Origin of the sequence: Arthrobacter gandavensis (assembly GCF_015355785.1) — a bacterium.
Classification (GTDB): domain Bacteria; phylum Actinomycetota; class Actinomycetes; order Actinomycetales; family Micrococcaceae; genus Arthrobacter_B; species Arthrobacter_B gandavensis_A.
On sequence record NZ_JADKYW010000003.1, the window covers coordinates 259,615 to 285,865 of the forward strand.

At 63.6% G+C, this 26,251-nt stretch carries 18 protein-coding genes; 5 read left to right on the plus strand and 13 right to left on the minus strand.

Annotation, left to right across the window (positions count from 1 at the left end; genetic code table 11):
• The first annotated feature begins 18 nt into the window (after nucleotides 1-18).
• From ITX31_RS02600 to ITX31_RS02610, 3 genes are all read left to right on the plus strand, one after another.
• Nucleotides 19-495 (plus strand): VanZ family protein, encoded by a 477-nt coding sequence (locus ITX31_RS02600; RefSeq protein WP_194781921.1) that lies wholly within the window; start codon nucleotides 19-21, stop codon nucleotides 493-495.
• A gap of 99 nt (nucleotides 496-594) precedes the next feature.
• On the plus strand, nucleotides 595-1,992 hold the full coding sequence (locus ITX31_RS02605; RefSeq protein WP_194781922.1) for an NAD-dependent succinate-semialdehyde dehydrogenase: 1,398 nt from the start codon (nucleotides 595-597) through the stop codon (nucleotides 1,990-1,992).
• Between the two features lie 286 nt (nucleotides 1,993-2,278).
• Nucleotides 2,279-2,644 (plus strand): hypothetical protein, encoded by a 366-nt coding sequence (locus ITX31_RS02610; protein ID WP_194781923.1) that lies wholly within the window; start codon nucleotides 2,279-2,281, stop codon nucleotides 2,642-2,644.
• A 67-nt stretch (nucleotides 2,645-2,711) separates the two neighbouring features.
• Here the strand turns inward: ITX31_RS02610 and ITX31_RS02615 are convergent, their stop codons facing one another.
• Nucleotides 2,712-3,494 (minus strand): response regulator transcription factor, encoded by a 783-nt coding sequence (locus ITX31_RS02615; RefSeq protein ID WP_194781924.1) that lies wholly within the window; start codon nucleotides 3,492-3,494, stop codon nucleotides 2,712-2,714.
• A 123-nt stretch (nucleotides 3,495-3,617) separates the two neighbouring features.
• Between ITX31_RS02615 and ITX31_RS02620 the strand changes: the two genes are divergently transcribed.
• Nucleotides 3,618-5,291 (plus strand): PAS domain-containing sensor histidine kinase, encoded by a 1,674-nt coding sequence (locus ITX31_RS02620; RefSeq protein ID WP_194781925.1) that lies wholly within the window; start codon nucleotides 3,618-3,620, stop codon nucleotides 5,289-5,291.
• A 36-nt stretch (nucleotides 5,292-5,327) separates the two neighbouring features.
• Here the strand turns inward: ITX31_RS02620 and sufU are convergent, their stop codons facing one another.
• The 5 genes from sufU to ITX31_RS02645 all read right to left on the minus strand — a co-directional run bounded on the left by sufU (nucleotide 5,328) and on the right by ITX31_RS02645 (nucleotide 11,273).
• The gene (gene sufU / locus ITX31_RS02625; RefSeq protein WP_194781926.1) at nucleotides 5,328-5,777 is read right to left on the minus strand and encodes a Fe-S cluster assembly sulfur transfer protein SufU; all 450 of its coding nucleotides are present in this window, start codon (nucleotides 5,775-5,777) and stop codon (nucleotides 5,328-5,330) included.
• A 2-nt stretch (nucleotides 5,778-5,779) separates the two neighbouring features.
• Complete coding sequence (locus tag ITX31_RS02630) at nucleotides 5,780-7,096, minus strand: cysteine desulfurase (RefSeq protein ID WP_194781927.1); 1,317 nt, start codon at nucleotides 7,094-7,096, stop codon at nucleotides 5,780-5,782.
• A gap of 345 nt (nucleotides 7,097-7,441) precedes the next feature.
• Nucleotides 7,442-9,643: an acyltransferase family protein gene (locus ITX31_RS02635; protein WP_194781928.1), complete on the minus strand. Its 2,202-nt coding sequence runs from the start codon at nucleotides 9,641-9,643 to the stop codon at nucleotides 7,442-7,444.
• Nucleotides 9,640-10,815, minus strand: a complete 1,176-nt coding sequence (locus ITX31_RS02640) for a glycosyltransferase (protein ID WP_194781929.1) — start codon at nucleotides 10,813-10,815, stop codon at nucleotides 9,640-9,642. Before ITX31_RS02640 ends, ITX31_RS02635 begins: the two co-directional genes overlap by 4 nt.
• Nucleotides 10,812-11,273, minus strand: a complete 462-nt coding sequence (locus ITX31_RS02645; protein ID WP_194781930.1) for an adenylyltransferase/cytidyltransferase family protein — start codon at nucleotides 11,271-11,273, stop codon at nucleotides 10,812-10,814. The genes ITX31_RS02640 and ITX31_RS02645 overlap by 4 nt, the downstream gene beginning before the upstream one ends.
• Nucleotides 11,274-11,394: 121 nt before the next feature.
• On the opposite strand from ITX31_RS02645, the gene ITX31_RS02650 reads away from it, so the two are divergent.
• Nucleotides 11,395-13,929 carry a right-handed parallel beta-helix repeat-containing protein gene (locus tag ITX31_RS02650; RefSeq protein ID WP_194781931.1) on the plus strand — a complete coding sequence of 845 codons (2,535 nt, stop codon included), beginning with the start codon at nucleotides 11,395-11,397 and terminating at the stop codon, nucleotides 13,927-13,929.
• Here ITX31_RS02650 and ITX31_RS16025 read toward each other — a convergent pair.
• The 7 genes from ITX31_RS16025 to ITX31_RS02685 all read right to left on the minus strand — a co-directional run bounded on the left by ITX31_RS16025 (nucleotide 13,905) and on the right by ITX31_RS02685 (nucleotide 26,053).
• A complete protein-coding gene (locus ITX31_RS16025; RefSeq protein ID WP_194781932.1) occupies nucleotides 13,905-15,143 on the minus strand; it encodes an O-antigen ligase family protein in 1,239 nt (412 codons plus the stop codon). The two genes, ITX31_RS02650 and ITX31_RS16025, sit on opposite strands and share 25 nt — an antisense overlap.
• Nucleotides 15,140-16,492, minus strand: coding sequence for a Wzz/FepE/Etk N-terminal domain-containing protein (locus ITX31_RS02660; protein ID WP_194781933.1), 1,353 nt, complete (start codon nucleotides 16,490-16,492; stop codon nucleotides 15,140-15,142). Before ITX31_RS02660 ends, ITX31_RS16025 begins: the two co-directional genes overlap by 4 nt.
• Nucleotides 16,483-17,073 carry a CDP-alcohol phosphatidyltransferase family protein gene (locus tag ITX31_RS02665; protein WP_228528915.1) on the minus strand — a complete coding sequence of 197 codons (591 nt, stop codon included), beginning with the start codon at nucleotides 17,071-17,073 and terminating at the stop codon, nucleotides 16,483-16,485. Before ITX31_RS02665 ends, ITX31_RS02660 begins: the two co-directional genes overlap by 10 nt.
• 156 nt (nucleotides 17,074-17,229) lie before the next feature.
• Nucleotides 17,230-18,531, minus strand: a complete 1,302-nt coding sequence (locus tag ITX31_RS02670) for a DUF1972 domain-containing protein (protein WP_194781935.1) — start codon at nucleotides 18,529-18,531, stop codon at nucleotides 17,230-17,232.
• A 52-nt stretch (nucleotides 18,532-18,583) separates the two neighbouring features.
• Entirely contained in the window at nucleotides 18,584-24,073 is a 5,490-nt protein-coding gene (locus ITX31_RS02675) for a PKD domain-containing protein (protein ID WP_194781936.1), read from the minus strand.
• Nucleotides 24,066-25,295 (minus strand): hypothetical protein, encoded by a 1,230-nt coding sequence (locus ITX31_RS02680; RefSeq protein WP_194781937.1) that lies wholly within the window; start codon nucleotides 25,293-25,295, stop codon nucleotides 24,066-24,068. The genes ITX31_RS02675 and ITX31_RS02680 overlap by 8 nt, the downstream gene beginning before the upstream one ends.
• Before the next feature lie 56 nt (nucleotides 25,296-25,351).
• The gene (locus tag ITX31_RS02685) at nucleotides 25,352-26,053 is read right to left on the minus strand and encodes a hypothetical protein (RefSeq protein WP_194781938.1); all 702 of its coding nucleotides are present in this window, start codon (nucleotides 26,051-26,053) and stop codon (nucleotides 25,352-25,354) included.
• Nucleotides 26,054-26,251 lie beyond the last annotated feature (198 nt).

Consider the following 26,251-nt stretch of genomic DNA (forward strand, 5'->3'; position numbering starts at 1 on the left):
CCACACAACGAGGACCCAATGAAGATGCAGGAAGGTCCAACGGGCCACAAACCCCGGCACCGGACGCTTTTGGCGCTTGGCCTGGCGGCCTATGCGGCTCTGCTGGCCTGCATCGTCTTCTGGCCCCGGCCCGTGGACCGGGGCCTGAGCGGCTACCTGGACCAGGTCCTTAGGCTGCTGCACTCGTTCGGAGCGCCGGCGTGGGTCGACTACACGCTGGTTGAGGCTGCCGCCAACGTCCTCCTGTTCTTTCCGGCCGGCCTGCTGCTCGCCGCCTGGCTGAACCCGCGCTGGTGCTGGCTTGCCGCCGTCGTCGGCCTCTGTGTATCAGCGGGCATCGAAGCGACCCAGGCGCTGCTGCTTCCTGAGCGGTACGCCACGCCACACGACGTCGTGGCCAACGGGCTGGGAGCGGCCTTGGGCACCCTCGCCGTCTACGCGTGGCACTCCCGGAGCCCGACAGGCCGCCCGCAAACGCGCACACACCCGGATTAGGCGCCCCTGACTCTCGTCACCATCAGGCATTTTGTTTACCCGGGAGGGAGTTTCGCGGCATGATGACATAACCCACATAAATGCGTAAGGAGTACGGACGTGAGCACCACTTCCAAGACAACGGCCAGGTCCTACCGGGTAGTGAACCCCGCCACCGGTGAACCGGGGGAAGAATTCCCCCTGGCAACCGACGCTGAAATCCAGGATGCCCTTGCAGCGTCGCAGGCGGCCTACGAGTCCTGGCGGGAGGTTCCCATCGAGGAACGAGGAAGGATTGTTGCCCGCATCGGTGAGCTGTTCACCGAACGCAAGGATGAGCTCGCGGCGATCATCACCGAAGAAATGGGCAAGCCGCTTCCGGAGTCAGCCGGGGAGGCCGAGTACTGCACTGACATCTTCAACTACTTCGCCACGGAGGGACCCACCCTCGCGGCGGACCAGGAGATCAAGGCGATCGGCGGCGGCCGCGCCATGATCCAGAAACTGCCGGTTGGCCCGCTGCTCGGCATCATGCCGTGGAACTACCCGTACTACCAGGTGGCCCGTTTCGCGGCGCCCAACCTCATGCTGGGCAACACCATTGTCCTCAAGCACGCGGAGTCCTGCCCCAAGTCCGCACTGGCCATCCAGAAAATCATGGACGACGCCGGTGTTCCCTCCGGCGTTTACCAGAATGTCTTCGCCAGCCACGGCCAGATCGCGGACATCATCGCGGATCCCCGGGTCCAGGGTGTTTCGCTCACCGGTTCCGAGCGTGCCGGTGCCATCATCGGCGAGCTGGCCGGTAAGAACCTCAAGAAGGTAGTGCTGGAACTCGGCGGCTCTGACCCGTACGTAGTGCTGGACACCGCTGACGTCAAGGAATCCGCCGCCAACGCCTGGGCTACCCGGATCGAGAACACCGGGCAGGCCTGCAACTCCAACAAGCGCATGATCGTGGCGGAGGACATCTTCGACGACTTCGTCGCCGAACTGACGAACCTGGCCAAGGACCTCAAGCCCGGCAACCCCGCCGAGGCCGCTGACGGAACCTACGCTCCGCTGTCCTCCCGTGCGGCCGCCGAGGGGCTCGCGGAGCAGATCCAGGATGCCGTGGGCAAGGGCGCAACCCTGCACGCCGGCGGGACCCTGCAGGACGGTCCCGCCGCCTACCTGGCTCCGGCGGTCCTGACCGGCATCACCCCGGAAATGCGCGCCTACCGCGAAGAGCTCTTCGGTCCGGTGGCTGTGGTCTACAAGGTGGGCAGTGACGAAGAAGCCGTCCGCCTCGCCAACGACTCCGACTACGGACTGGGCGGCGCCGTCTTCTCCACCGATGAGGAGCGCGCCCGCAAGGTTGCCCAGCAGCTGCAGGTTGGCATGGCCAATGTTAACGGCGTCGGAGAGGGAACGGACATTCCCTTCGGCGGCGTCAAGCGTTCAGGCTACGGCCGTGAACTCGGCCCGCTGGGCATGGATGAGTTCGTGAACAAGAGGCTCTTCTACATCGCCGACTAAGCGTTTACAGCTCCAGAGGACGGCGTCTGCTCCCCCGCGGGGACAGGCCCCGTCCTCTGGCAGCGTCGGAAATCCTCAGCAAACTTTCTTGGATCTTGAGCCTTGCCGGGGACAGTTCCTGAGCTTGGCATGGGACCGTGGGCGGTATTGATCCATCTGCCCTCCCCGGAAGGGGACGGCGGCCCTCCAGGAGGACCCCCATGTCTCCCCGCGACAGCACCGTGCCTCCGGGACGCGCAATCCGCGCCCGCGCCGTTGCTTCTGCCCGTTGTCCGGCGTGACGGCCGTGATTGAGAGCCCGGTTTCCCACGTCCTGGTCTCGAGAGCGTCGCTGCGTGACCTCAGCCGGCAGATGGGCCCGGAGGTCTGCCGCCAGTTTGTGGGCAACTACATAGACATGTGGGAAGGGCGGTACCAGCGGCTGGTGAAGTCGCTCGATGGCGGAGACTATCCCGGCGCCATGGACGTGGTGCTCAGCATCAAGATCTCCAGCCACATGGCCGGTGCGGAGCGCCTGGCCGGCTATGCGGTACTGGCCCAGGACATGGTTGGCCGAACCGACATCCACGGGATGCAGTCCCTGCTCAAACCAATGCAGGAGTGCGGTGAAGCAACCCTGGCGTCGCTTCGGCACCTGCTGGACCGCATGTAGCCGTGCCGCGGCCGGGGTTCGGGCGATCCTGGGCTGCGCCTGGCGAAACGTGAGGTCAGGTGAACCCTTAGTTGGCCGGCGCCAGCCGGTAGCCAACCCCGCGCACCGTCTCAAGCCAGCGGGGAGAGCGGGAATCGTCGCCCAGCTTGCGCCGCAGGTTGCCCACGTGGACTTCGATAGTCCGTTCATCCGACTCGCTGATGTAGGACCCGGTGTCATAGTCCTCTCCGCGCAGCCGTCGAACGAGGTCCGTCTTGCTCCGCACCCGGCGTCCGCTCTCCAGGAGGGCGTGCAGGAGGTCGAATTCGGTGCGGGTCAGTTCTACGTCCTTACCGGACAGCACGGTGGTGCGTGTGCCGGCGTCGAGCACCAGTCCGTTATGGCTGAAAACGTCTTCGCCGTGCACGGCGGCAGTCTCTGCGGCTGCCGGACGCGGGGCGGGTGCAGCTTCTGCTTCCCGCACAGCGGGGGCCCCGTCCGTGCGGGGGCGGCGCATCATCGCGGAGATCCGGGCGCGCAGCTCGCGGGGGCGGAACGGCTTGGTGATGTAGTCGTCCGCACCGGCCTCGAGCCCCATCAGGGTGTCCAGTTCTTCGGCGCGGGCGGTCAGCATCACGATGTAGGCGTCGCTAAAGAGGCGCAGCTGCCGAATGACCTCGAATCCGTCAATATCCGGCAGGCCGAGGTCGAGTGTGACAACGGCCGGATTATGCCGGCGTACTGCCTCGACTCCCTCCAGCCCGGTGGGGCTGGCATGGACTTCAAAACCAGACTGCTGGAGTACTGCATGCAGAAGATCGCGAATGTCCTTGTCGTCTTCGATGATGACGGCGACGCGCTGAGTTTCCATAGGTTCTTGGTTTTTCCTGTCCTGCGAGACCTGCTGTACCCGCTCCCCTTATTCGGCATCCTACAGCCTCAGCGCATAAACTAAGGATTCCATTCACGGCGAAAAATGCGAGGTACCGGGCAAATGTCCAGCTTTCGGGGCAAAGCCCTGTCCGTGCTTGGAATTCGCAGGGATTTTCACGAACTGAGCCTGCGCACGCGCGTTGCCCTCAGCCAGCTGCCGCTTTTCCTGGCCACGCTCATTTCGGTGCCCATCGTTCTCCTGAACAAACCCTCCGCTTTCCAGGACCCGGTCTTCCTGTGGGGGCTGGGGCTCATGGTCCTGCTGACCCTGCTTTCGGCCTGGCTTCCGTGGGAGAAGTTCTTCGACGCGGCATATTGGGTAATTCCCATCCTGGATTTCGTAGCCATTGCGCTGCTTTTCCGGGGAGTCCAGCCCGACGTCACCGGCATGCTCCTGCTGACCGTGTTCCCCGTGTTCTGGCTCGCCTGGTCCGGCTTCGCACCGCGGGCCGCGTCAGTCCTGACCCTCGCCGGAACCATACTGGTGGTCTGGAGTCCGCTGATCGGCGCAAGCCCGGATCTCGGGGATTTCGCCCGGTCCCTGCTCGTCCCCATCATCATGCTGCTGGTTCACAAGTCGGCCACCGTCATGACCCAGGATGCCTCCGGCCAGCAGCGTGCGCTGGAAGCCAAGGACCGGGAACTCAAGCGCAGCCTGCAGGACAGCCGCCGGCGCGCCCGGCTCCTGGACGCCGTGCTGGACACGATTGACGTTGGGGTGGTGGTGCTCGCCAAGGACGGCCACATGATGCTGATGAACAACCGGCAGCTGACCACTCATGAGCTGGCACTCCCCTCACCCACCGGGGAATGGTCCGAGGCTGACATGCACCTGTACCTTCCGGACGGCGTCACTCCGATGCCGGCGGAAGAGCGCCCGGTTGCACGGGCGATGCGCCGGGAGGCGTATTCGGATGTCCTCGTCTCGATTGGCCGCGGGGCAGGTCAGCGGGCGATGGCTGTATCAGCTCGGCCGCTGACCGATGAGCACGGTGATTTCAACGGGTCGGTCATCGCGTACGGCGACGTCACCGACATGCTACAGGCGCTGCGGGCCAAGGAGGATTTCGTGGCCAGCGTCTCCCACGAGCTGCGTACGCCGCTGACCTCCATTATCGGTTACCTGGACCTGGCGATAGGGGACGCGGAGGAACGCAGCGACTCCGCTTCGCTGAGGGCGTCCTTATCTGTAGCGATGCGCAACGCTGAACGGCTGCTGGTCCTGGTCGCTGACCTGCTGACCACGGCCTCGGGTTCAGTTCACCTGCAGCCGGTGGACCTGTCCCTCCGCGAGCTGGCGGCCTCCGCCGCTTGGTCTGCCCGGCCGCGCGCCGATGCGGCGGGCGTCGAGCTGGCCCTGGACATCCCCGGGGATGTCCGTGGTTCCTTCGATCCGGTGCGGGTCCAGCAGGTGCTGGACAACCTGCTTTCCAACGCCATCAAATACTCGCCCGACGGCGGCATGGTCACTATCCGGGTCCGAGCTGAATCCGGCGTCGCTGTCCTGGAGGTGCAGGACCAGGGCATGGGGATGTCAGAGGCGGAGCAGGGTGAAGCGTTTAACCGGTTCTTCCGCTCGGCTGCGGTGAAGAAAGCGGCAATTCCCGGCGTCGGGCTTGGCCTTGGCATTACCCGGGACATCGTCGAAGCACACGGCGGACGGATCTCCGTCGCGTCCGAGGTGGGTCGAGGAACCGTGTTCCGGGTGGAGCTGCCGCTGAGGCCGGGGGCCTGAGGGTGTGACAAGGTGGGACCCCCGCATCAACTGCTACTACTGCGCTGCGAGCACGGCCTCTTCCAGCGCGACCCACGCGAGCATGGCGCACTTGACGCGGGCGGGGTAACGCGAGACTCCGGAGAAGGCAGCGGCGTCACCCAGCACTTCCTCGTCTGCTTGTACGGTTCCCCGCGAACGCATGACCTCGCGGAAGTTCTCCACCAGGCTCAGCGCCTCATCCCGCGGCATCCCTGCCATCAGGTCCGTGAGGACGGAGGCTGAAGCCATGGAGATGGAGCAGCCCTGCCCTTCCCAGCTGATTCCTTCCAGCGTTTCCCCGCCAAGGACCGCGCGCAGGGTGATCTCGTCTCCGCAGGTGGGGTTCAGCTGGTGGGACTCCCCCGCCGGCGCGCCGGCCGGCGCGTCCTGCAGCCCTTCGCCGTGCCGGGTCTTGGCGTGGTCCAGGATGATCTGCTGGTACAGCTGTTCCAAATCCGAGCTCATGGCTACTTCACTCCAAAGAACGGACGCACGCCGGCTACCGCGTCCAGGAACGCGTCGACGTCGTCAGTGGTGTTGTACAGATAGGTGCTGGCCCGGGTGGTGGACACCAGGCCCAGCCGGCGGTGCAGCGGCTGCGCGCAGTGGTGGCCCACCCGCACCGCGACTCCCTTGTCGTCCAGGAACTGACCTACGTCGTGGGAGTGGACGCCGGCGACGTCGAACGCTGCCAGTCCAATGCGCTCGATGCCCGACGGTGGACCCACCACACGGATGCCCTCTATAGCTTCCAGTCCTGAGACCAGGCGCTGGCCCAGTTCCATCTCCCAGGCGTGGATCCGATCCATCCCGGTTTCCTGCAGGTAATTCGCTGCCGCGCCCAGGGCCATGGCCTGGGAGATCCTCTGTGTACCGGCCTCGAAGCGCTGCGGGGCGGGCAGGAACTCGGCCTTGTCCATGGTCACCGTGGTGATCATGGACCCGCCGGTCAGGAACGGGGGCATGGCGTTGAGTAATTCGGATTTGCCGTAGAGCACGCCGATGCCGGTGGGGCCCAGCATCTTGTGCCCGGAGAACGCTGCGAAGTCCACGTCCAGCGCCTTGACGTCCACGGGCAGGTGCGGCACGGACTGGCAGGCGTCCAGCACCACCAAGGCCCCGTTTCGGCGGGCCATCCCCACCAGTTCGGACACCGGGTTGATGGTGCCCAGCACGTTGGAAGCATGGGTGAAGGACAGCACCTTGGTGCGCGGGCCGATGATCTGCTCGGCCTGGTCAAGGCGCAGCGCACCGGCGTCGTCCACCGGAATCCAGCGCAGGGTTGCTCCGGTGCGGGCCGCGAGTTCCTGCCACGGAATCAGGTTGGCGTGGTGCTCCATTTCGGTGACCACAATTTCGTCCCCCTCCCCCAGCGCGAAGCGGCGGGCCGCTTCCCCGCCCCGACCTGCTGAGGCGTTGGAGAAGGAATAGGTGAGCAGGTTCAGCGCCTCGGTGGCGTTGGAGGTCCAGACGATCTCATCCGAGGCGGCGTTCACGAAGCCGGCGATCGTGGTGCGGGCGTCCTCGAAGACGTCGGTGGCAGCCACGGCCAGGGTGTGCGCGCCGCGGTGCACCGCGGAGTTGCGCTGTTCGTAGAACTCCTGCTCGGCTTCGATGACACTCAGCGGGTTCTGCGAGGTGGCACCTGAATCCAGGTACACCAGCGGCCGGGCGTTGACCTGCTGGTTGAGGATGGGGAAGTCGTTGCGGATCCGCAGTACCTCGGCGTTGTCGATCGGCCCGGCTGCGGGCTTGAGGGTCTCTGGGGTTGAAACCACAGGCACGGGAAAACTCCTTGGCTGGCCGTTGGGGATGCGCACAGGTGACCGGCACCATTACGCAACACAAGTCTGTGCTAATCATCCCACTGCAGAACCGTGAGCGCACCTGAGCCGTGCCTTAGTTCCGGCATCAGTCGCCCAAGAGGCCCTGCCTGGCGTTGAACGGTTGGGAATTTACGACTATCCCGGCAGCGCACCAACAGCGCAGCTGGCAACCGTTGTCCGGCTCTCAACGTTCCTCTAAACGGGTCTGGACCGGCAAAACCATCCCGGATGTTCTACCGATCCAGGCCTGCTGGACTGGATGCTTTAGGGCGCCCCGGCGAAGGCATCCCCGGCGTTGCGTGCCTAGCCGGATATGGCGCCCTGCAGCACCGGCGCTAGGAAGCGGGAGTATGCCGGAGTGATGTGGGACGTATCCACCCGTACCGGGGTGCTTCCCACGAATCCAGGACACGCACCTGACACATCGCAGAACCACCCGTCGGTAGCGACGTAGCGTGCACCCGTGGATGCCGCGGCGCCTTTCTGTGCCTCCTGCATCCGGCGCCACTGATCGGAAACATTGCTCACGCAGTCATCCGGGGATCCTACGCGCGTTACACAGTCTTGGAGATTCCGGCCGGAGGGCGGCGGGGCCAGCAGCAGCACCTCGCCAACGCTGCCCTGCACGGCTGCAATGGTTTCCGACAAACCTGCCTCTACCTCGTCGACCGCGGAGGGAGCGCCGTCCCCACCCGAACCGGACGCCAGCCGAGACAGCGTGTTGTCTGCGTCCGCAATGACAAGGAGGTCCGGCTTGATTTCCCTTATCTGTGTCAGGGCCCATTCCCGGTGCTCGCCGCACTCCGGATAATCCGTGCCGCCGTCCCGGGTCACTTGGACCGCTGCCGCGGGACATTGGCCTTTAGTCAGCGGTACTACCCGGTAGTTGGCGGCCTCAGCGGCTTCCCGGATACCGGGCATCCAGGCGATGGCATATGAATCCCCCAGCACCGCTACCGTCTTGACAACTGTCGGGGGTGCCTGGGCGCACCCGTCGAAGTTGCTGGCAGTGATCTCGGCGCAGCCGTCGCTGTTTACCTCGTTGATCCATGCCGAGGTACCCAGCGACTCGACCGATGGTGAAAACTCCGGAAACGTCTCCGCTGCCAGAGCAGCTGAAACGGCTGCTGCAACGTCGTCCGCAGATTCCGTGCTGGCAGCCTCGCCGCCGTTGGTGGCTGCACCTGTCCCCGTGGTCGCCTGTGGAAGGCCCATGGCAGTCGCCGGGGCTGCGAGGGAAGAGGTGCTGGCTCCGAACCCTGCCGGGTTTAGGAGCAGGATAACGGCAAGCGCTGCTGTGAACACACCCTGCCCGGCGAGGGCAACGGACTTCCAGCGGGAGGGACCCCCGCCGGACGTGCCCCGGCGCCCATAGTGAACCTGGGGTGTCCCTTCCCGGCCAAACAGGCCGGAGCGCCGGATGGGGTCCTCTACCAGGTGGAAGGAAAGGACGGAGAGAACACTGGTCACGGACAGTACGGCGAACGCGTAGCCCGTCCCGGAGTCAGGGAAGAATACGCGCAGCAGAACAATGGCGGGAAAGTGCCAGAGATAAAGCGAGTAGGATATACGGCCCAAGTATTGTGATACCGGATTAGTCAGGAGCAGCATGCTTCGTAAGGTGTGTCCGGTTCCACCCGCGATCACCAGGACGGCTCCCAGTACAGGAAGCGCAGCTCCGGGAGCCGGAATTCCGCTGTCCGGATGGACAACAAACAGGCTGGCCAGGATCATCACCAGTCCCACGACCGCCATTGCGCTGCGCAGCCGTGCATCCAGCTTTCCGCAAAACGGGAGGGCCAGAGCTGCAAGCGCCCCGGCAGCGAGTTCCCAGGTACGGGTAAACGTCGAGAAGTAGGCCCAGGTCGGTGCCGCCGTCACCTGCCAGAGTGCATAACCAAACGATGCTGCTGCCACGAGCGTCATCAGTGCTGCGGTGACTCCGGTGGAGGAACGGCGTCCCGCCCTCATTCCTATGAAAGCGGCGGCTATGATCAGCCACGGCCAAAAGAGGTAAAACTGCTCCTCGACTGCCAGCGACCAGTAATGCTGCAGCGGAGACACTACTCCGTCGGTCTGCCAGTAGTCCGTACCGACGGCTGCAAAGTGCCAGTTAGCGGCGAACAGCGCCGCGAAAATGCCGTCCGCCCGGACGGACGCACCCCTTGCCGAGTTATAGAGCAGATACGTGGCAGCTACAGTGACTAGCACAACCAGGAGGGCCATGGGCAGGATTCTGCGGGCCCGCCTAACATAAAAGGCAGCAAAGTCGATTCGGCCGTTCGCCGCTACCTCGCGGACCAGCAGTCCTGAAATGAGGAAGCCTGAGATGACAAAGAAGACGTCCACCCCAACAAAGCCGCCCGCAGGCCACTCGAAAAGGTGATTGAGGATCACGGCTACAACAGCCAGGGCGCGCAGTCCCTGGATGTCCCGCCGTTGCCGAGACGCGCGGAGGGAGCCCGCCGGACCAACCGTCGCTCCGGACAGTGCATGGCTTTTCATGCTTTCCCTTTCGCATAGGACCTGCGGGACGGCAGCACATGTGCGGCGATTCTGCTCCGGTACAACTCCGGGCTGTGGCGGCTGGCTGCGGTCAGCGCATCCGCAGCAGCAAGGTCGCAATACCAGCTCCACTGGGCCAGCATTTTTTCCACGGCCTCAGCGATGGCACCGGGGTCAGACGGCGGCACCAGCCGCACGCAGCTGTAGTTGCCGGCGGCTTCCCGCAACCCTGAAGTGTCGCTGACCACGGCCGGCCGGCCGGCGAGGATTGCCTCGACGGCAGTATTGCCAAACGGTTCATCGGCACGGGAAGGCACCAGCACGATGTCCGCTTCCGCCAAGTACGGCCAGACGTCAGGTTGGAAACCGTGCAGGCGGACTCGGTCCTGGAGGCCCAACTCCCGAATGGTCTGGCGGAGCTGTTCCTCATACCCCTCGTTACCTGGATAGACAGCCCCCACTATGTCAAGGCGTGCTGCGCTCCCGGCTGCCGAGAGCTCTGCGAAAGCCTCCACTGCCACATCCACCCCCTTGCGATGAGCTAGGCGGCCCACGTAGGTGATCCGGGCGTCACCGTGCAACTCCCGCCGTAGCGGCAGCGGGGCGGGGGGTCCGGGGACAGCGTTGTCTAAAACTGTGGTGCGGCGCCTCAGACTCGGCTGGGCCGCATGGAGGACAGCTTCGCTGAACCGGCTATTCACCAGGATCCGGGAGGCAAATAGCAACGGGGCCGCCAAGGCCCGCTTGACGAGAGGCCTGGCAGAATCTTCCCCCTCATGAACGTGTGCAACCACTCTGAGTCCAAGCAGGCGCGGCAGAACCGACCACAGCGGCAGAGTGAGCGTGCTGACGTACACACTGTGCGGCTTCAGTTCCCGAAGCAGCACCAGCATCCGCCCGGTTGCTGCAACGCTAGCGGGCAGCAGCATTGCTAGGGAGCGCGGGGACAACAGGGCCTTGCGCAGAACCACCGTCCGGCACAGCACCACCTCGGCACCGCACTCCCGCAGCTCGGAGATGAGGGGTCCTTCGGCCGGAACCGTCACCACCACACGCGCACCGCTGTCCTGCAGTCCCCGAACACTCTCGAGCAGTACGCGGTCAGATCCGTACAGCTCTGCGGACGGATGCGCCACCAGCACGGTGTCCTGCCGCCCTGCTTTGACGGTCATCCCAGTTCCCCCGCGGCTGCCTCAAGGGGCCGACCGGCGCTCAAAGCCGCCAGGGCACGGCGGAGCGCCGTGCTGGAGGTGTGAACTGTGTAGGGGAAATACACAACCTCCGTACCGACGGCGGCGAAGCGCCTTTCCAGGTCACTCCCCTTAGCTGTTCCGCGCCAATCATCACCCTTGAAGAACACGTCGAACCGCAGTTCTTCCCACGTACTCATCCGGTCGGAATCAACCTCGGCGTAGGCCCTGTCCACGCACTTAATGTTTCCGACAATTTCAAGGCGTTCGGCCAGCGGAACAACCGGCCGGGCGCCTTTGGTGCTTTCACACAATTCGTCCGACACCACACCTGCGATCAGGAAATCGCAGTAGCTTTTTGCATGCATGAGGATATTCAGGTGTCCAATGTGGAACAGGTCAAATGCACCGGCCGCGTAGCCGACGGCATACTTCTTCATAGCAGCCCTTTCAATAACATGTTGGCAACGAAGCCGGTTTGTGGTTGACTTCAGGAGGTCTCGATTGATCAATTTTTTCGTTTGTCTGTGGCTGGGCGGCAGGCCTACACGAGGGACCCTTATGAATCCCACTTCTTCCCGTTCCCTCAGCCGCGTCCGAAAACACCTGCACCTTCCCGTCCTCACCTCGTTGCTGCTGAGCCTTGCCGCGCTCCCTGCGCCTGCCTTTGCAGCGGATCCGGTCGAATACGTGCCGGACACCTCGCTTCTGCAAGACAGCATGTCCCGCTCTGTCCAGGACGGCTGGGGCAAATCCGAGAACGGAACCGGTTACACCACCAGCTGGCTGCCGTCGCTCGCGGTAGCCGACGGCGCGGGTACCGTGAAAATGACGGACCCTGGCACCTCGCGCACCCTTGAAGCAGGAATTACCCCCGCGGCCGACCTTTCGGCGTCCTACGATGTTTCGGTGCCCGAACTCCCGAGGAGCGGGGGCGGAATCCATACCGGTCTCCAAGTGCGCTACAAAAGTGGATCCTTCTACCAAGCCACGCTCCGTGTCCTGCCTGGCGGCGAGGCTTTCCTGGACATTTCCCGCACCAACGACGGACCGGAAACCAAATCCGCGCTCGCCCGCTCGGTTGCCCTGCCTTTCCGCGTTGGCGCGGGGCAGAAGGTGAACGTGGAGCTGCAGGCAACCGGCAGCTCGCCTGTGGAGGTGAAGGCCCGTGCATGGCTCGCCGGAACGGCACCCGGCGATTGGCAGCAAACCGCCTCCGACTCCGCCGGTGCCCGGATAACCGCCGCGGGCACTCTCCGGATTACCACCTACGTCTCCACAGCCAGCCAGCCAGTGACAGTTGCCTATGACGATCTGGCCGCGCAGATGCTGCGAAAGGCAACGGGACCTGCTGTGCCACCGCCTGTTTCCCCCGTAGAGCCGCCGGTCACCCCCGCGCCGCCGGTAGCACCTGACACCCCGGTCGCCGCTGGTTCCGCCCCAGTGGGAGGCACCGCCTACGCCATTCCTGACCGGGCAGTTTTCGCAGCTCCGGGTGGCTCTGACTCCGCAGCCGGCACGCTCGCCGCTCCACTTCGCACCATCGGCGCTGCCATTGCCCGCGCATCCCAGGGCGGATCTATCGTCCTTCGTGGCGGCAGCTACCACGAGGAAGTCCTCATTCCGGATAACAAGACGTTGACCGTCCAGGCCTATCCCAACGAGGCCGTATGGATTGATGGAAGCCGGCAGGTGAGCAACTTCGCGGCAGCGGCCAAAGCATTCGCAGCGTCCAACTGGACGCCGGCATTCGACTCGAGTTCCACCTACCAATGGGGGGAACCTGGTACCGAACACGGCGGATCTTTCGTAGACCCAGCTCACCCCATGGCTGCCCATCCTGATCAAGTGTGGATCGACAATGTTGCGCAGCGGCAGGTTGCTTCGCTGGCCCAGGTGACCGCGGGCACCTTCTTCGTTGACTACGGAGCCAAGAAGCTCTACATCGGAACAAACCCTGCGGGAAAAACCGTCCGTGCCAGCGCTCTGGCAAAAGCCATGAGTATTCGGGCGAATAATTCGGTCATCCGGGGAATAGGCATCCGCAGGTTCGCCCCATCCGTGCCCCACATGGGCGCGGTCACCGTTGAGCGTCCCGGCGTGGTCATGGAAAACGTTGCCATCACAGACAACGCCACCACGGGGATTGCTGTGGGCGCCGTCGATGTCACGCTCCGCAACATTTCCGCTACCCGCAACGGGTTGATGGGCGCCAGCGCAGTTTACGCTGACCGGTTGAAAGTGATCGGCCTGGACGCCAGCAGCAACAACGTGGAGCGGTTCAAGCCGGCACCGGTAGCCGGCGGAATGAAGATCACCCGGACCCGTGGCGTTGCTGTCAACCAGAGCACATTCCGCGACAACCTGGCTACCGGACTGTGGCTGGACGAGTCCGTTTACGACACGACTATCATCGGCAACGAGATCACGGCTAACACGAGCCATGGGATTTCTGCCGAGATCTCCGCCAGGGTCCGGATGGTCGACAATGTTGTTGCCAACAACCGCAGTTTCGGCGTTAAGGTGAATAACACCAGCGATGTTGAAATCTGGAACAACACCTTCAGCGGTAACGGACGGCAGATCAACATCGTCCAGGACCTGCGCCGTGCCAGCAATCGAGCCACCCCGGGCCACGACCCGCGGCAGGCATTTCCCGATAAGAACATGACATGGATCAACGGCCCGGTGACCGTGCGCAACAATATTATTGCTGCCACCAGCTCCGCTGGGAACTGCATGCTGTGCGTGGAGGATTACTCCAAACAGTTCAGTGCAGAGCAGCTCCAGGTAACGGCGGAAGGAAATGTTTACCACCGCGCGACCGCGCAGTCCCCGGTATGGGCTGTGGTGTGGTCCCGCGGCGGAGGCAATCCGTCCGTCTTTACCAGCATTACTGCATTCCGCAAAGGAACCGGGCATGAAAAGAGACATCTGGAACTCACCGGAGCCAGTCCCCTGGCTCCGGTCACCTTCGTCGCCAACCGCTCTGTGCAGGACCAGGCCGGTGCAGTTGCCGTTCCACTGCCGGTGTCCATTGCCGGCTTGGCCGGACAGCCTTCGGGAGCACGTCATCTTGGCGCCTTTACCAACTGACGCTCAACGGCATTCAGCGGCCCGCTGATCGTCCTGAAACTCCGGGCGGGAGCAGCCTCCGCCTCCCCCGCCCGGGGTTCCCCGACTACCAGCGAAATGGCAAAGAACAAAAGGAAAGAAGCGCTGACCTCCGTCAGCCCGTTCTCGAGAAAACTCCGGAGCAGCAGAAACACCAGCATGGCCGGCAGGAATGAATCCGGCGTCTTCCTCAGGCTGCGAGACAGCAGGGAGAAGGACCACACGGCGAGGACCGTTGCGCCTAGGACGCCGGCCTGGGCAAGCGCGGAAATCCAGCTGGAGTCCAAAACCTGCGAATCCCAGTACTGCCCCTCGACAGCCACCGTCTTGATCGATAGTCCCTTGCCAACCCACCGCTCCCATGTGCGCGCTGCAGTGTCCAGGACGGCTTCCCACGCCAAAGTTCGGGAATTTAATGTCAGCAGGGATGCGCTCCCGGGACGCATCACCATATTCATCAACGCGGGGGTGTAGAGGAGCGCAGGTAGCACAGCTGTTCCTAGCACGAGCAGGCCGACGGCCACCGAACGCCGCATTCTCCGGAGAGCCAGGAGAATCATGGCCGCAGCCAGTGCAAGGCCCAGAAGTGCAGTCCTGGATTCAGTGGCCAGGACCGCGCCGAGCAGCAGCACGAAGAGGATTACCTGGGCGAGGGTTCCTTTGCCCCTCAGGATGTTGTGCAACAGAGCGATGGCGGGAACCCCGCAGAGCATGGCAATTGCATTGGGGTGGAGTGGTGGAATGACACCTGTAAGCCTTTGGCCGCTCAGCACACCGGGCAGGCCGGTTGCAGCACTCACGAGACCAATGACCGCCATTGCCATGAGCAGCGGCTTGAGCGCGGAAGAAGTGGGAGAAGCCGCCAGCAGGAATCCCACTGTCGCGGCTACCAGAAGCAGCCGCGCTGCCAGGACAGCTGAGGGACCCACCTCTCCAGCCGCGACAGCGCCGAGCAGCGAAACCGAAACGAAAAGAAACAGCAGCAGGAATGGCCGTCCCGGGACCCTCCGGCGCTGCGGGGCCTTGGCCGCCAAGGCGAAGGCAAGAAAGCATGCCAGCGCTTGGCAGGCAGCCTTTGCCAGGACCACTTGGTCCGCTCCGCCGTCGTAGTAGAACCCTTTGCGCCAGGCCACGGTGCTGCCCAGAAGCAAGAGCCATATCGCGTACGGGGCCGATCGAAAGATCCGGGCATTCACCGGCGTTCCTCCGCGGCCGCCAACGGCACCGCCTGGTGGGGCCGCAGGACTCCTTTGAGTATGGCGGCAGGAACATCGAGCATGACGATTCCCAGGGGTTCAATGCCCAGCGATCGCATCTCCATAACCGCTGCGTCCAGCTGGGAATCAGTGGTTGATCCGTAGGAGACCAAGACCAGCGCGCACTGTGACACGGCACCGACCGTTTCCGTGTTCAGCGGCCCTGAGCCGGCAGCGGCCAGTGTAAGCAGCACATCGAAGTCTTCCGCGAGCTCCTTGATCAGGGTTCCCGCGTTCCGGCCGGTGTCGGCTGCCGGACGGAAAGGACCCGACCCGGCTGCAACAGCGAAGAGTGAGCTTGTGCCCACCTGGTGGACTACTTCGCTCGCCTCCACAGTGCCGGCGGCCAGATCGGTGAACCCCCGGCCGTTCTGCGAAAGGCCGAAGGGAGCCCGGACGCCGTCATTCCCCTGAAGAATGCATACCCGCCGTCCGCTGTCCGCAATGAAACGGCCCCATTCCTCGAGCATCATTTCCCCGGACACTGCCGAGCGCTGGCATGCGCCTGTGGCTAGGACGATTCGGGGCAGCTGTCCTCCTGTGCGGAGCAGAATACGTGTCAGCAGAGAACGCAGCTCTGTGTCCGCGCCTGCCTGCTTGCGCAGTGGAAAACGGCTGCTTCTGCCCAACACCGGCATGCGTCCGATGAGTTCCACACCCGATGCCGTGACGACGTCTTCCGCGGAATGCAGAGCAGCTCCCCTGCGGTCTGTCACGACGGCCGCTATCAGCCCGAGGAACAACCCGCCTAGCGCCCCCAGCAGGAGGTTGGTGACGATGTCAGGTGACGCGGGATGGGGCGGAGGGTCGGCAGGGACCGTGATTTGGGGGTCAACCACAGCCGCCCTGGAGTCCTCGTCGTTCTCCAGGAGACGGATCTGGTCGGCGAGGCTTTTGGCGACCAGATTCGCTGTGGTGGACGCTTCCTCGCCCGATGCTGCGGACGCCGTGACACGCACATACACGGTGTCCTTGGGGTTTTCGGCACTGACCCGCTGGGCAAGGCCGGAAACAGTCATGCCATTGCCGAGTTTTTCGGCTACGGGCTCCAGCACCTGGGGGCTTCTCACCAGGTCCGGATAGTTTTTCACACGTTGGAGGGTGAACTGCGAGTCCTCATAGGACGAGCTGCTGGTTGACTGGGCCTTTACGAAAAGATCCGCCCGGGCCTCATACGATTTGGGGCTAATCCAGCTCACCAGGATCGCGGCATCCACTGCAAGGAACACGATGAACAGGATCAGCAGCAGCCGACGGCGGAACAGCAGCAGGTATTCACTCAGTTCCATGACTTCACCTCCCGGTACCATTTGCCGAGGGCCAGGACGAGGAACGCGGCGGTGCAGGCGAGCAGGAACATGTACAGGCCGGCAAAAAGCCAAGGGACAAAAAGCAGGAGTGACAGTACGCAGATAATGCCGAAATCTGTGGGCAGAACTGCCAGTGAATACAGCAGCGAGGACGAACGGTTCCCGTCACCGGGGGCTTTCCCGGCTGCTCGGAGGCTGCGCCGCAGCTGGTCCATCAGCAGGCCGGAGAAGAAGTGGACAGTGGCAAGTACCTGGAACAGCAGCGGCAACAGCAGCCACTTCGCCTCAAGGTCGTAGAACCGCCACCAGCAGACCAGGAAGGTGAGGTGGATCGAGCCGACCTTGAAGGCATCGACCGTGTGGTCCAGCCATTCCCCCGCCATGGACCCTCTTCCCGTCAGCCGGGACAGTTGTCCGTCCGCGGAATCAAGGGCGTAGCCCAATATCAGCAGTAATGACACAGTCAGGGAAGACAGGAAAGTTGGCTGGACCGCAACGATCATTCCGATGCCGCTGAAGGTTGAAAGTGCGCTGAGCGCCGTCACCTGGTTTGGGCTCAAACCTGCTGAGCAGGCGGCCGCAGCCAGATAACGGCCGAGTCGCCGGTTGACGTAGCGGGAGTAGGCTGGTGCGCCTTTGGCGCTTTTTTGGGCAGTCGAAAGTCCGTCCAGTGCTTCTTGGAAAGTTGGCTGCGCCCCAGTTCGCAGTGTCATTTACTACCTCGTTCTCATGTGGGCGGCGTCAGCCGCCGGTCCTGGTTCGGCTGCAGTGGGTGGGTGTGCAAAAGCGGGTGAAGGGTCCGGCACTTCGCCGCATAACGTTGCCGGCCGGCCAGGACCATGCACCTTCCACCCGGAGTCCGGGTTGCGCCTGGCTCGGGGGTTCCGGGTGCTGTTTCCGTCAGCCAGGTCTTTCGCGAGAAGCAGGTAGCCTTCGGCGACGTCGTCCCAGCGATAGGCTGCCTGCGCCCGCTCCCGGGCGCAGGCACCCATGGCTCGGGCCAGCCCCGCATCCGCGTCAAGTTTTTCGATCAGCCCGGTTAGTTGCGCCGCACCGTCGAAGTAGCGTCCAGCATCCGAACCGAGCACCTCCCGGTTGAAGACGACGTCGTACGCAAGGACCGCGGTTCCTGAACCCATAGAGCGCAGCAAGGATGGATTGGTTCCACCGACGGAATGGCCGTGGAGGTAGGTCCGGGCGTGGGTATAGAGCTGGCTCAAGAGTTCCTGGTCCCAGACACCGCCCATCAACCGGATTCGGCGATCCCCTGCGGCCAGGGCTTCGATCCGCTCGGTGTACGCCGCGGCGTAGGGCGCAGAACCGACGACGACCAGGGGCAGCTCTGCCTTGCTGCTCCGGTACCCTTCGAGGATCTGCTCAACATGGTTCTCCGGCTCGAAGCGCGCCACGACCAAATGGAAGCCGTCTGGAACCAGACCCTCTGCGGCCAGCTTGTGCGTTCCCAGGTTGCCGTCTTCCGGTGCACCGTAAACCAGGAGCCGGGTGTCGACGTCGAACTCGCTGCGGTAGTAGCTGGCAATACCTGCAGCATCGGCGATAAGCGCGTCCGCACCGCGGACGGAGGCCTGTTCCGCCCAGCGGTAGTAGCTTCGGCCTTTCCCTCCCCACTTGGATCTCTTCCATTCCAGCCCGTCCACGTGAACGGCCACACCCGTGGCTGAACGACGCAGCAGTGGCAGGAACGGTGCGTTGGCGGCATTGAAGATGAAAGCCACATCAAACTTGGGCCCGCGGAGCATGTGCATAGCTGACAGAGCGGTATGGCTGAGCGTCTCACCGGTCTTCAGTCGAAGCGCCGGCAGATGCACCAGTTTCATGCCGAGATGGAGGGGCGGACGTTCGCTATCATGCGGACGGCAGTAGACGGTGACGTCCACTCCCCGTTCCACCAGCCGGGATCCGATTTCCTCAATGGCCGTCTCAAACCCGCCATAATGCGCAGGCACACCGCGCGTGCCGACCATGGCCACCCGGAGCTGGCTGTGTTGGGTACTCATCTTGCTGTTCCTTCTTTCAGAGAGGCAGGTTCTTGGAGCGGTCGGACCAACGTCAGGGGCGGGGCTGGCCGGCCCATAGGTTGTCCGATAACGCGGTGACCGGAGCGTTGGTCGCCGACCCCGAGAGATAGCCGCCCAGGCCGATCCGGCCCTGAGCCTGCAGGGCTGCCGTGGAATCTGTCGCGGAGAGCTGCCACTGCGCCGGTTCCGTCTCGCCCGTCTTCCACACCTTGGCCCGCAGGGTTGTGGGGGAGGTACCGTTGGCCTGCACACGGACGGTCAACCGGTCGCCGGGCCGGTAAGTCAGCCCGGTGATGGTGGTTTGCGGAATCAAGTAAGAATCGTCCCGGTTCAAGCTGACTCCAACGGTGCCGTTGGACATATACCGGATTTTCGCCAAGTAGCTCCCCTTCCCGGCGATGTCACGTGCATATACCGACTGGTAGACGCCTCCACCAGTGGCTGCCTTATCCAGGCCGATATCCACCTGCATCTCCGTATCCGCTGCGTTGACGCTTGACAGGTACGTGGTGAGGCCCGCCCCGGCCGTTGCGAGGCGAAGGCGCCCCATTCCGTCTGACACCGTGAAATTCGCAGTCGAACCGACGAGGGTGTAAGCGCCGCCTCGGTCCGCCGCCAGCCAGCCGCTGGTCGCGGTTCTCCCGAACGAGTCCTGGGCATAGATCATCGGTTCCGGGCCCTCAAGCCGGATCTCTCCGGTCTGTTCAGCGGTATCTCCGTCGGAATCCGTGACAGTCAGGGTTACGGTGTACGTCCCGGCACGGGGATACGAGTGCGCCGCGGTCCTGCCGGTTCCGGAAGTACCGTCGCCGAACGACCATCTGTAGCTTGCCGGCGCACCCTCCACGTCCGTTGAACCGGAGGCGTCGAAGGCCACCGAAAGGTCCGAAACCACGGAGGTGAACGCAGCAACAGGCGCGGCATTGGCGACCCTGATGTTCTGGGTCACGGATGCCGTGGTGCCGTTGGCCGCGGTGACCGTGAGGCGCACGGCGTAGTCGCCGTCAACGGCGTACAACCGCGTGGGTGTTGGACCCGTCCCGCTGGTTCCATCCCCGAAGTTCCAGGAATACGTGGCTCCTGCTCCCGCGTCTTCTGCCGAGAATCCGGCGGACCGTCCGTTGGTGCTGGAGGTAAACGCAGCCGCAGGCGCAGGGTTGCTGACCGAAATGGTCTGTGAGACGGAATCGGCAAGGCCACCGCTGTCCGTGACTGCCAGCGTGACGGTGTATTGCCCGCCAGCGGCATAGTCGTGGACCGGGTTGCGGCCGGCTCCCGTGGAGCCGTCCCCAAAGTCCCAGGCGTAGGAGGTAATGCTGCCTCTGCCGACATCCGTCGTCGACGCGTCGAAGCTGGCCCGAAGCTCGCTGACGGATGAGGTGAAGGCTGCCGTGGGACCGATAGGGACCGGGGCGTGCGGACTGGCTGTGGCCGTTGCTGTGCTCGCAGCTCCGCGGTCGTCCACAACAGTCAGCGTGACGAGGTAGTCCCCAGGGGCTGCATACGTGTGGGTTGGATTGACTCCGGTGCCGGTGGCGCCGTCGCCGAAGTCCCAGGAGTAGGAACTGATGGTCCCGTCCGGGTCGGTGGAGTCTGCGGCATCAAAGTCGACCGTCAGGTCCCGCACCTTGGTGGAGAAAGATGCCGTCGGCGTTACGTTGGCGCGGTCAACCTTCAGCTCGGCCTGGGCTGTGCCCTTGGCTCCTAAATTGTCCGTGACGGTCAACGTGACCGTGTAGGTTCCCGGCCCTTGGTAAGTATGGCCTGAGGTTGCGCCGCTGCCGGCGGCTCCGTCGCCAAAGTCCCACGCGTAAGAGCTGATGGTCCCGTCAACGTCCTTGGAAGCGGCAGCATCAAAAGTCGCATCCAGCCCCGAGGACGAACTTTCAAACTGTGCGGTCGGAGCGGCATTGGCCACCGTGACGGTTTCCGTGGTGGTTGCTTCACCGTCCCTGTCGTCAGTTACCGCCAAGCGGACGGTGTACGTTCCCGCCGCAGCGTAGGTGTGGGCCGTGTTGACTCCGGTGCCGGTCGTACTGTCGCCGAAGTCCCATCGGTAGTCGGTGACTTCTCCATCGCTGTCGGTAGATGCTCCGGCATCAAAGCCCACTGCCAGGCCCTGAGCCGTGGCTGTAAACAACGCCTCGGGCAGGGCATTTGGTCCGCTGGTGACGATGGTTGCCGTAGCAGTGGCCTTGGTGCCCGCGTCGTCGGTCACGGTGAGGGTGACGACGTACTCACCAGGTTCTGCAAAGACATGCTGGACCCGTTCTCCGTCGGCCGTAGCACCGTCGCCCAGGTCCCACTGATAGGAAACGATCCGGCCGTCGGAGTCGGTGCTTCCTTCTCCTGACAGCACCACGTTTGATCCGTCAACGTTGGAGACGATCTTCACAACCGGAGCTGCGTTAGCCAACTCGCTGGCGTTGTAGTGGGCACGGATGCGTTCTTCAGTTAGAGCTGTGCCGTACACTGCTGCCTCGTCAATGGTTCCGCGGAAGAAGGGGCTTGAAGCACCTCCCCACGTGCGGTCACCGCCAATACGCCAAAAGCCGGTGTACGGTTCCGCTGCAGTTTGCGGGTTGGTACCCGTCAGCACGCCATCGACGTAAAGCTTCATTCCTTCTGCTGACTGGGTGGCCACCACATGGTGCCACCGGTTGTTGTTGTAGGAGCCGGGCGTGGTGATGGTGTTTTCGGATCCGGTGTAGGTGCCGAACGTCAGTCTTCCGTCATCGCGCATGTACACGTGGCGGTCGTAGCTGCCGGACAACCCGGTGTTGGAGTTGCCGAATCCGATGATTTTTCCGCCCGCGTTCGTATCGGTCTTGAACCAGGCCTCGGCGCTGTACACCGACGGGTTGTTGGCGGAAGCCCCGGCAGCGGCGATGCCGTCCGAGCCGTTGAAAGTGAAGTTCCCGCTTCCACCGACTCCTCCGGAGGCGTTCCTCGTCACTCCACCGGAAACCAGGGCGTCGTTCATGGACAAACTGGTGTCCAGAGCCGTTGACGTGCCGCCGTCATTGAGTCGCCAGAAAACCTCAGGCGAATCGCTGTAGACGGCATTTCCGTAGTTATCCGCGGGGACCGCAGGGATTTTCGGGGTGCGGCCGCTGGCGGTGTAGTGGTCAGCCACCCGCTTCGCGGTCAGCGCAGTCGGGTAAACGGCGACTTCATCGATGTTGCCGTTGAAGCTGCCTGTGGCGGGCTGGCCGGGCCATCCGGCCAGGTTGTCGCCGCCTATCCGCCAGTACCCGTCGTATGCCTGTCCCTGAGTGTTGTCAGTCCTGAAGGCAGTGCGGACGCCGTCCACGTACAGTGCCATGCCGGCGGCACTCATGGTGGCGGTGACATGGTGCCATTCGCCGTCGTTGTAGGACTTGGCGGAGTTGACCGTCACCGTCCGGCCGGGGTAGGCACCAAACCAAATCCGGCCCCCGTTGTCCATATAGATCATGCGGTCGTATGAAGACGAATTGCCCGTCCTCTGGTTGCCGAAGCCCAGGATTTTTCCACCTGTGGTGGTGGTTGTTTGGAACCAGGCCTCTGCCGTAAGGGTGTCCGTGCCCGGGGCGAGTGTGCGGTTTGCTATGGAGGCGGTTGCGCTGCCGTCAAAGCGCGAAGCTGCGCTATTGATGAGGGCCCCCGATGCACCGCGGGTAATGCCGGCCCCCAGGTCGCCGTCGTCGTAGCCAACGTGGTTGTAGGCGATGCTGCCCGCCTGCTCGTCCAGGGGATAGTACAGAAGTGCGCCGTCCTCCTTGACCATTCGTGAATAGGCAGAGGGCGTGGAGTTGGAGACCGTCACAGGATCGGAGCGCGGGCCGATGTACTCGTTTCCCGAAGGGTCCTTGACCCGGATGCGGTAGGTGTGGGTGGCTCCGGGTGTGCGGCCTGTGTCGGTAAAGCCCAGTGCCTGGCCCTTCCACCACACTGAGCGTGCGTCGACGGATCCAATGGCGGTGAGGCTGTTGTCCCGCAGCACTTCGTAGGTGAGGACGGCGTCGTCGTAGTCCCAGGTGTTGGGCCACGCCACACGGACGTTGCCTGCGCTTGTCGAGAGGGGCGAGGGCTTGAGCGCCGGTGAGTAGACCGGAGCCACCTTGTTGGGAGCGATGGACCTCTTGGCGAAGACAGCGAGTCCCTGCTGAGCCTTGCCGTTCACCGTGGTGAACTCGCCGCCCTCGACCAGGTAATCCTCATTGTTGTCCAGCGCCCATCCGCCCTGGTACTGGCGGGTGAAGGTGCCGGTGTTGATCGAAGGGTACCAGTGCAGCAGCGATGGCACCGGCTGCCCGGAGTACTTGCTGTTGCTGCCGGGAGGCGCCTGGTCTGTGCCGGTGGCATAGATGGTTTCCGCCAGGCTCCGCCGCCAGGTTTGCGGATTTGTTTCCGGAAACTCGCCCAGCGAGGAGCAGTCGTGGGCGTGTGAAACGCTGTATAGCACATCGCCCATGACAGCCACGTCCGTGGAAGCTCCATAGCAGTTGTCCAGCCAGACAAGGTCCCCGGTCCAGAAGTCCGCGGCGAAGCGACCGTCAAACCAGTGCCCGCCCATGCCGTTGGCGGAGGCGTAGATAACGCCGTCCTTTTCGATCATCTGGGTTACCCAGGACGTGTTCTTGGTCGGACCCTGCATTTTGGTCTGCGGGATGGGCGTGCTGGTCCACGGCTGGCTCGCGCCGGACGCTCCGTCTACGGCACCAATCCCTATCTGCAGGGAACCGTTGAGTGTCTGGAAACGGCCACCAAGCACGACCCGGCTGTTGTCCGCGGAAGCGATGATGCCGTGCACGATGTCATCTGTCTGGGGTGCCCACGGCAGCAAGGCCCCGGTGGATCGGTTGAAGGCAGCGGCGTTGCCGCGCGGCTGGTTGCCGGCCTGTTGGAATGACCCGCCCACGTACAGGGTGGTTGCGGTTGCGTAGACGGTCTGGACGTTGCCGGCAATGCTGACGCTGAAGGGCAGGAGCGCTCCCGACGCTGCGTCAAAGGTCGCCAGCTTGCTGCGCGGCTGACCCCCTACAGTGGTAAAGCTGCCGCCGACAATGATCTGGGAGTTGTCCGGGCTGATTTCCACCTCCAATGCCTGCGCATTGAGGTTCGGGTTCCATGGAAGGATCTTTCCGGTGGAGATTTCAAAAGCCATGGCATTATTGCGCACGACTTCCCCGGCGCCTCCCTCAGGAACGCCCGAAGGGCGTGCCCGCGTGAAGCTGCCCACGGCGTAGGCTACGTTGCCATTGACCGCGGTGCTCCAGACAACCCCGTTAATCTGCGGAGTGGTGAGAAGGTCAGCACTGAGCGTTTCGGGAAGTTCCCGCTCCGGAACCCCCTCCTGCAGGGCGGCATCAGTGAATTCCGGCTGCGCAACCGTCGCGGGGACGGGATCGGCTTGGGCCGGAGGCACTGCCAGGCCAGTCAGCAGGGACGCCGCACCCAGGACTGCCAGCAGTTTAGTGAAACTCCGGCTGCCGGCTGCTTCCCCATGAAAAGACTCCGCCCTATTTCCTTTACGCATTTTTTTCCAGCTCCCTTTCATGGGGCGTGCTGACGATAGTGCTTTTTGTTTGTGTGGTTCGCAGCGGGACCAGCAGGATCTGCCGGATGGCAAGTCCCCCCAGCGACGCCCCGAAGGCTGCAGCCAAAGGAGCCAGTGCAGCATTTGCGGTGAGGTGAACGACGAGGACGACGGCGCCAAGGGACACCGCTGTGTCGGCGGATCGGATGAGGAAGATCCGGGATGGGCTGGATCTCACGGCGGCCAAGACCCCATAGGGGGTGGCTGCAGAAACCGCCGCGGTGTAGGTCAACCAGCCGGCCACAGCGGTCAGTTCGGGCAGGGTGCCGAGCAGGAGCGGACCGGCAGCGGGCAACGCTGCCACAGCCACCGCAGTACAAACCGCGGTCATGCACAGCAAAGCCATCACTCCCCGGTCCGCCCGGCGGAGCAGCTGGTCCAGGGCAACTGTGCGGGCACGGGCAAAGGATGCAAAAAGGTACGAGGATATGCCTCCCACCACCAGCATCGCTGGTGCCGCGTAGACTCGGGCGAGCTCGAGTGCCCCACTGGCCTCGAAGGCAACCAGCATGACTACGGCGCTCCGCAGGGCGGTCAGCAGGGCCGGTCGGAGAGCTTGCTGTGCCGCGCGCCAGCTGCCATAGGCTGCGACTGTGCGCCATTGCGCACCGCGCAGACTCACCAGGACTCGTTCGACGGAGGGAAGCGCCACGGCTCCGGCGACTGCGCCGGCGGCTTGGCCCACGGCGATGGCAGCCAGGAATGATGTCACGGTCAACTCCGTCCGCTGCCCAACTACCAGCAGGAGAAGCAGAGCCGTCGCTATGACTGTCAGGTCCATCAGCATGATCCGTTGGAAGAGCAGGCAGGCCATATGCAGGCGGCGCACCACGTCCTCGATCAAATAAGCGGCAATGGCCAGACTGAGCAGGAGAGCCTGCATTGCATCGACCAGACCCAGGAACCAAACCACCAGCGGGACGGCGACGGCACACCCCGCAGACAACAGGAACAGCCACACTTGCAGCCCCGCTCGGAGCGCGTCCGACTGGCGGTTCAGTACGGTCAGGGAATCACCGACGAATCCGCTGGTAGTTGCTGCCGAGAGAACAAGTAGTCCATACAGCACGCTCAGCAGGCCAAGGCTGCCCAGGTCCAGCGAGCGGGCGGCGACAGCGAGAACCAGGAAACTGCCGAGGGCCTGGCTGGCCTGGGCACCCACGGCCCCGACTATGGCGCCATAACGGGTGGCCCCGCGCGAAGGTATGGCCTTGCGGGTCACGGCAGGTCACCGCGGAAAACCAAAGGTGAGTGAGAACCGTTCAGGTCGACATAGAGAACGGGGTCCGTGGCACCCGCCGGCAGTTGAAAGGCGTACTCGGCCTCGGCCACCGCCCCCGGTTCCAACTCTCCGGTCAGGTCGAATGCTTCAACGCCCCTGTAAACGGGCGCTGCCGACACCCGGTCTTCGCCATAAAGCAGTGTCGGGACGACCGCGGTCAAGTCCAGGGTGTTGGGGGAGCCATTGCGCACGGATACTGTAAACACGATGTATTCGGCACCTGCCACCACGCCGATGCCCTCGTCGTCGACAGTCCCCCGCCTGATATTCGATGTTGTTGCGACAACGCCGTCCTCGTACACGGCTGCCCCTTCGAACGACGAGGGCTCCACCAGTACCGGGTTCGCAGCGGCGTCACTGCGAAGAACTACGGGCGCACCATCGGCGGACTGCGCGTTCTCCGGCTCGAATGCGGGCCCGCCAAGTGGTCCTGCACTTTCGTGCGGTTCAGGTGTCGGACGCGGATCCGCAGTCACGGCTGGTGCGGACGTTGCGGGTCCGGGATCGGGAGCCTGCGTGGCGTCGGTGGCATTCCCGGAACAGCCCGCCAGAAGCAGCGCGGTTACGCCCAGCAGCACGCCCTGATACTTGCGGAAGTTATGGCCGGGAATTGCCCTTGCCGTGAATCTGTTACCCATTACGAGACCGCTTATCTTTTGAACTAACTGATATGTAGAAACTGGAGAAACTTATCTGTCTAGTGCCGAGCCATGCATAAGTACCGGCTACTTCCTTAAATAGTTTTCACTCCGCATCATCGCGGGAAATTACTTGGTTTCGTTTACGGTTTACTTGCCTTGATGCACGAGCCTGGAACTGCTCTCCGGGTTGACAGA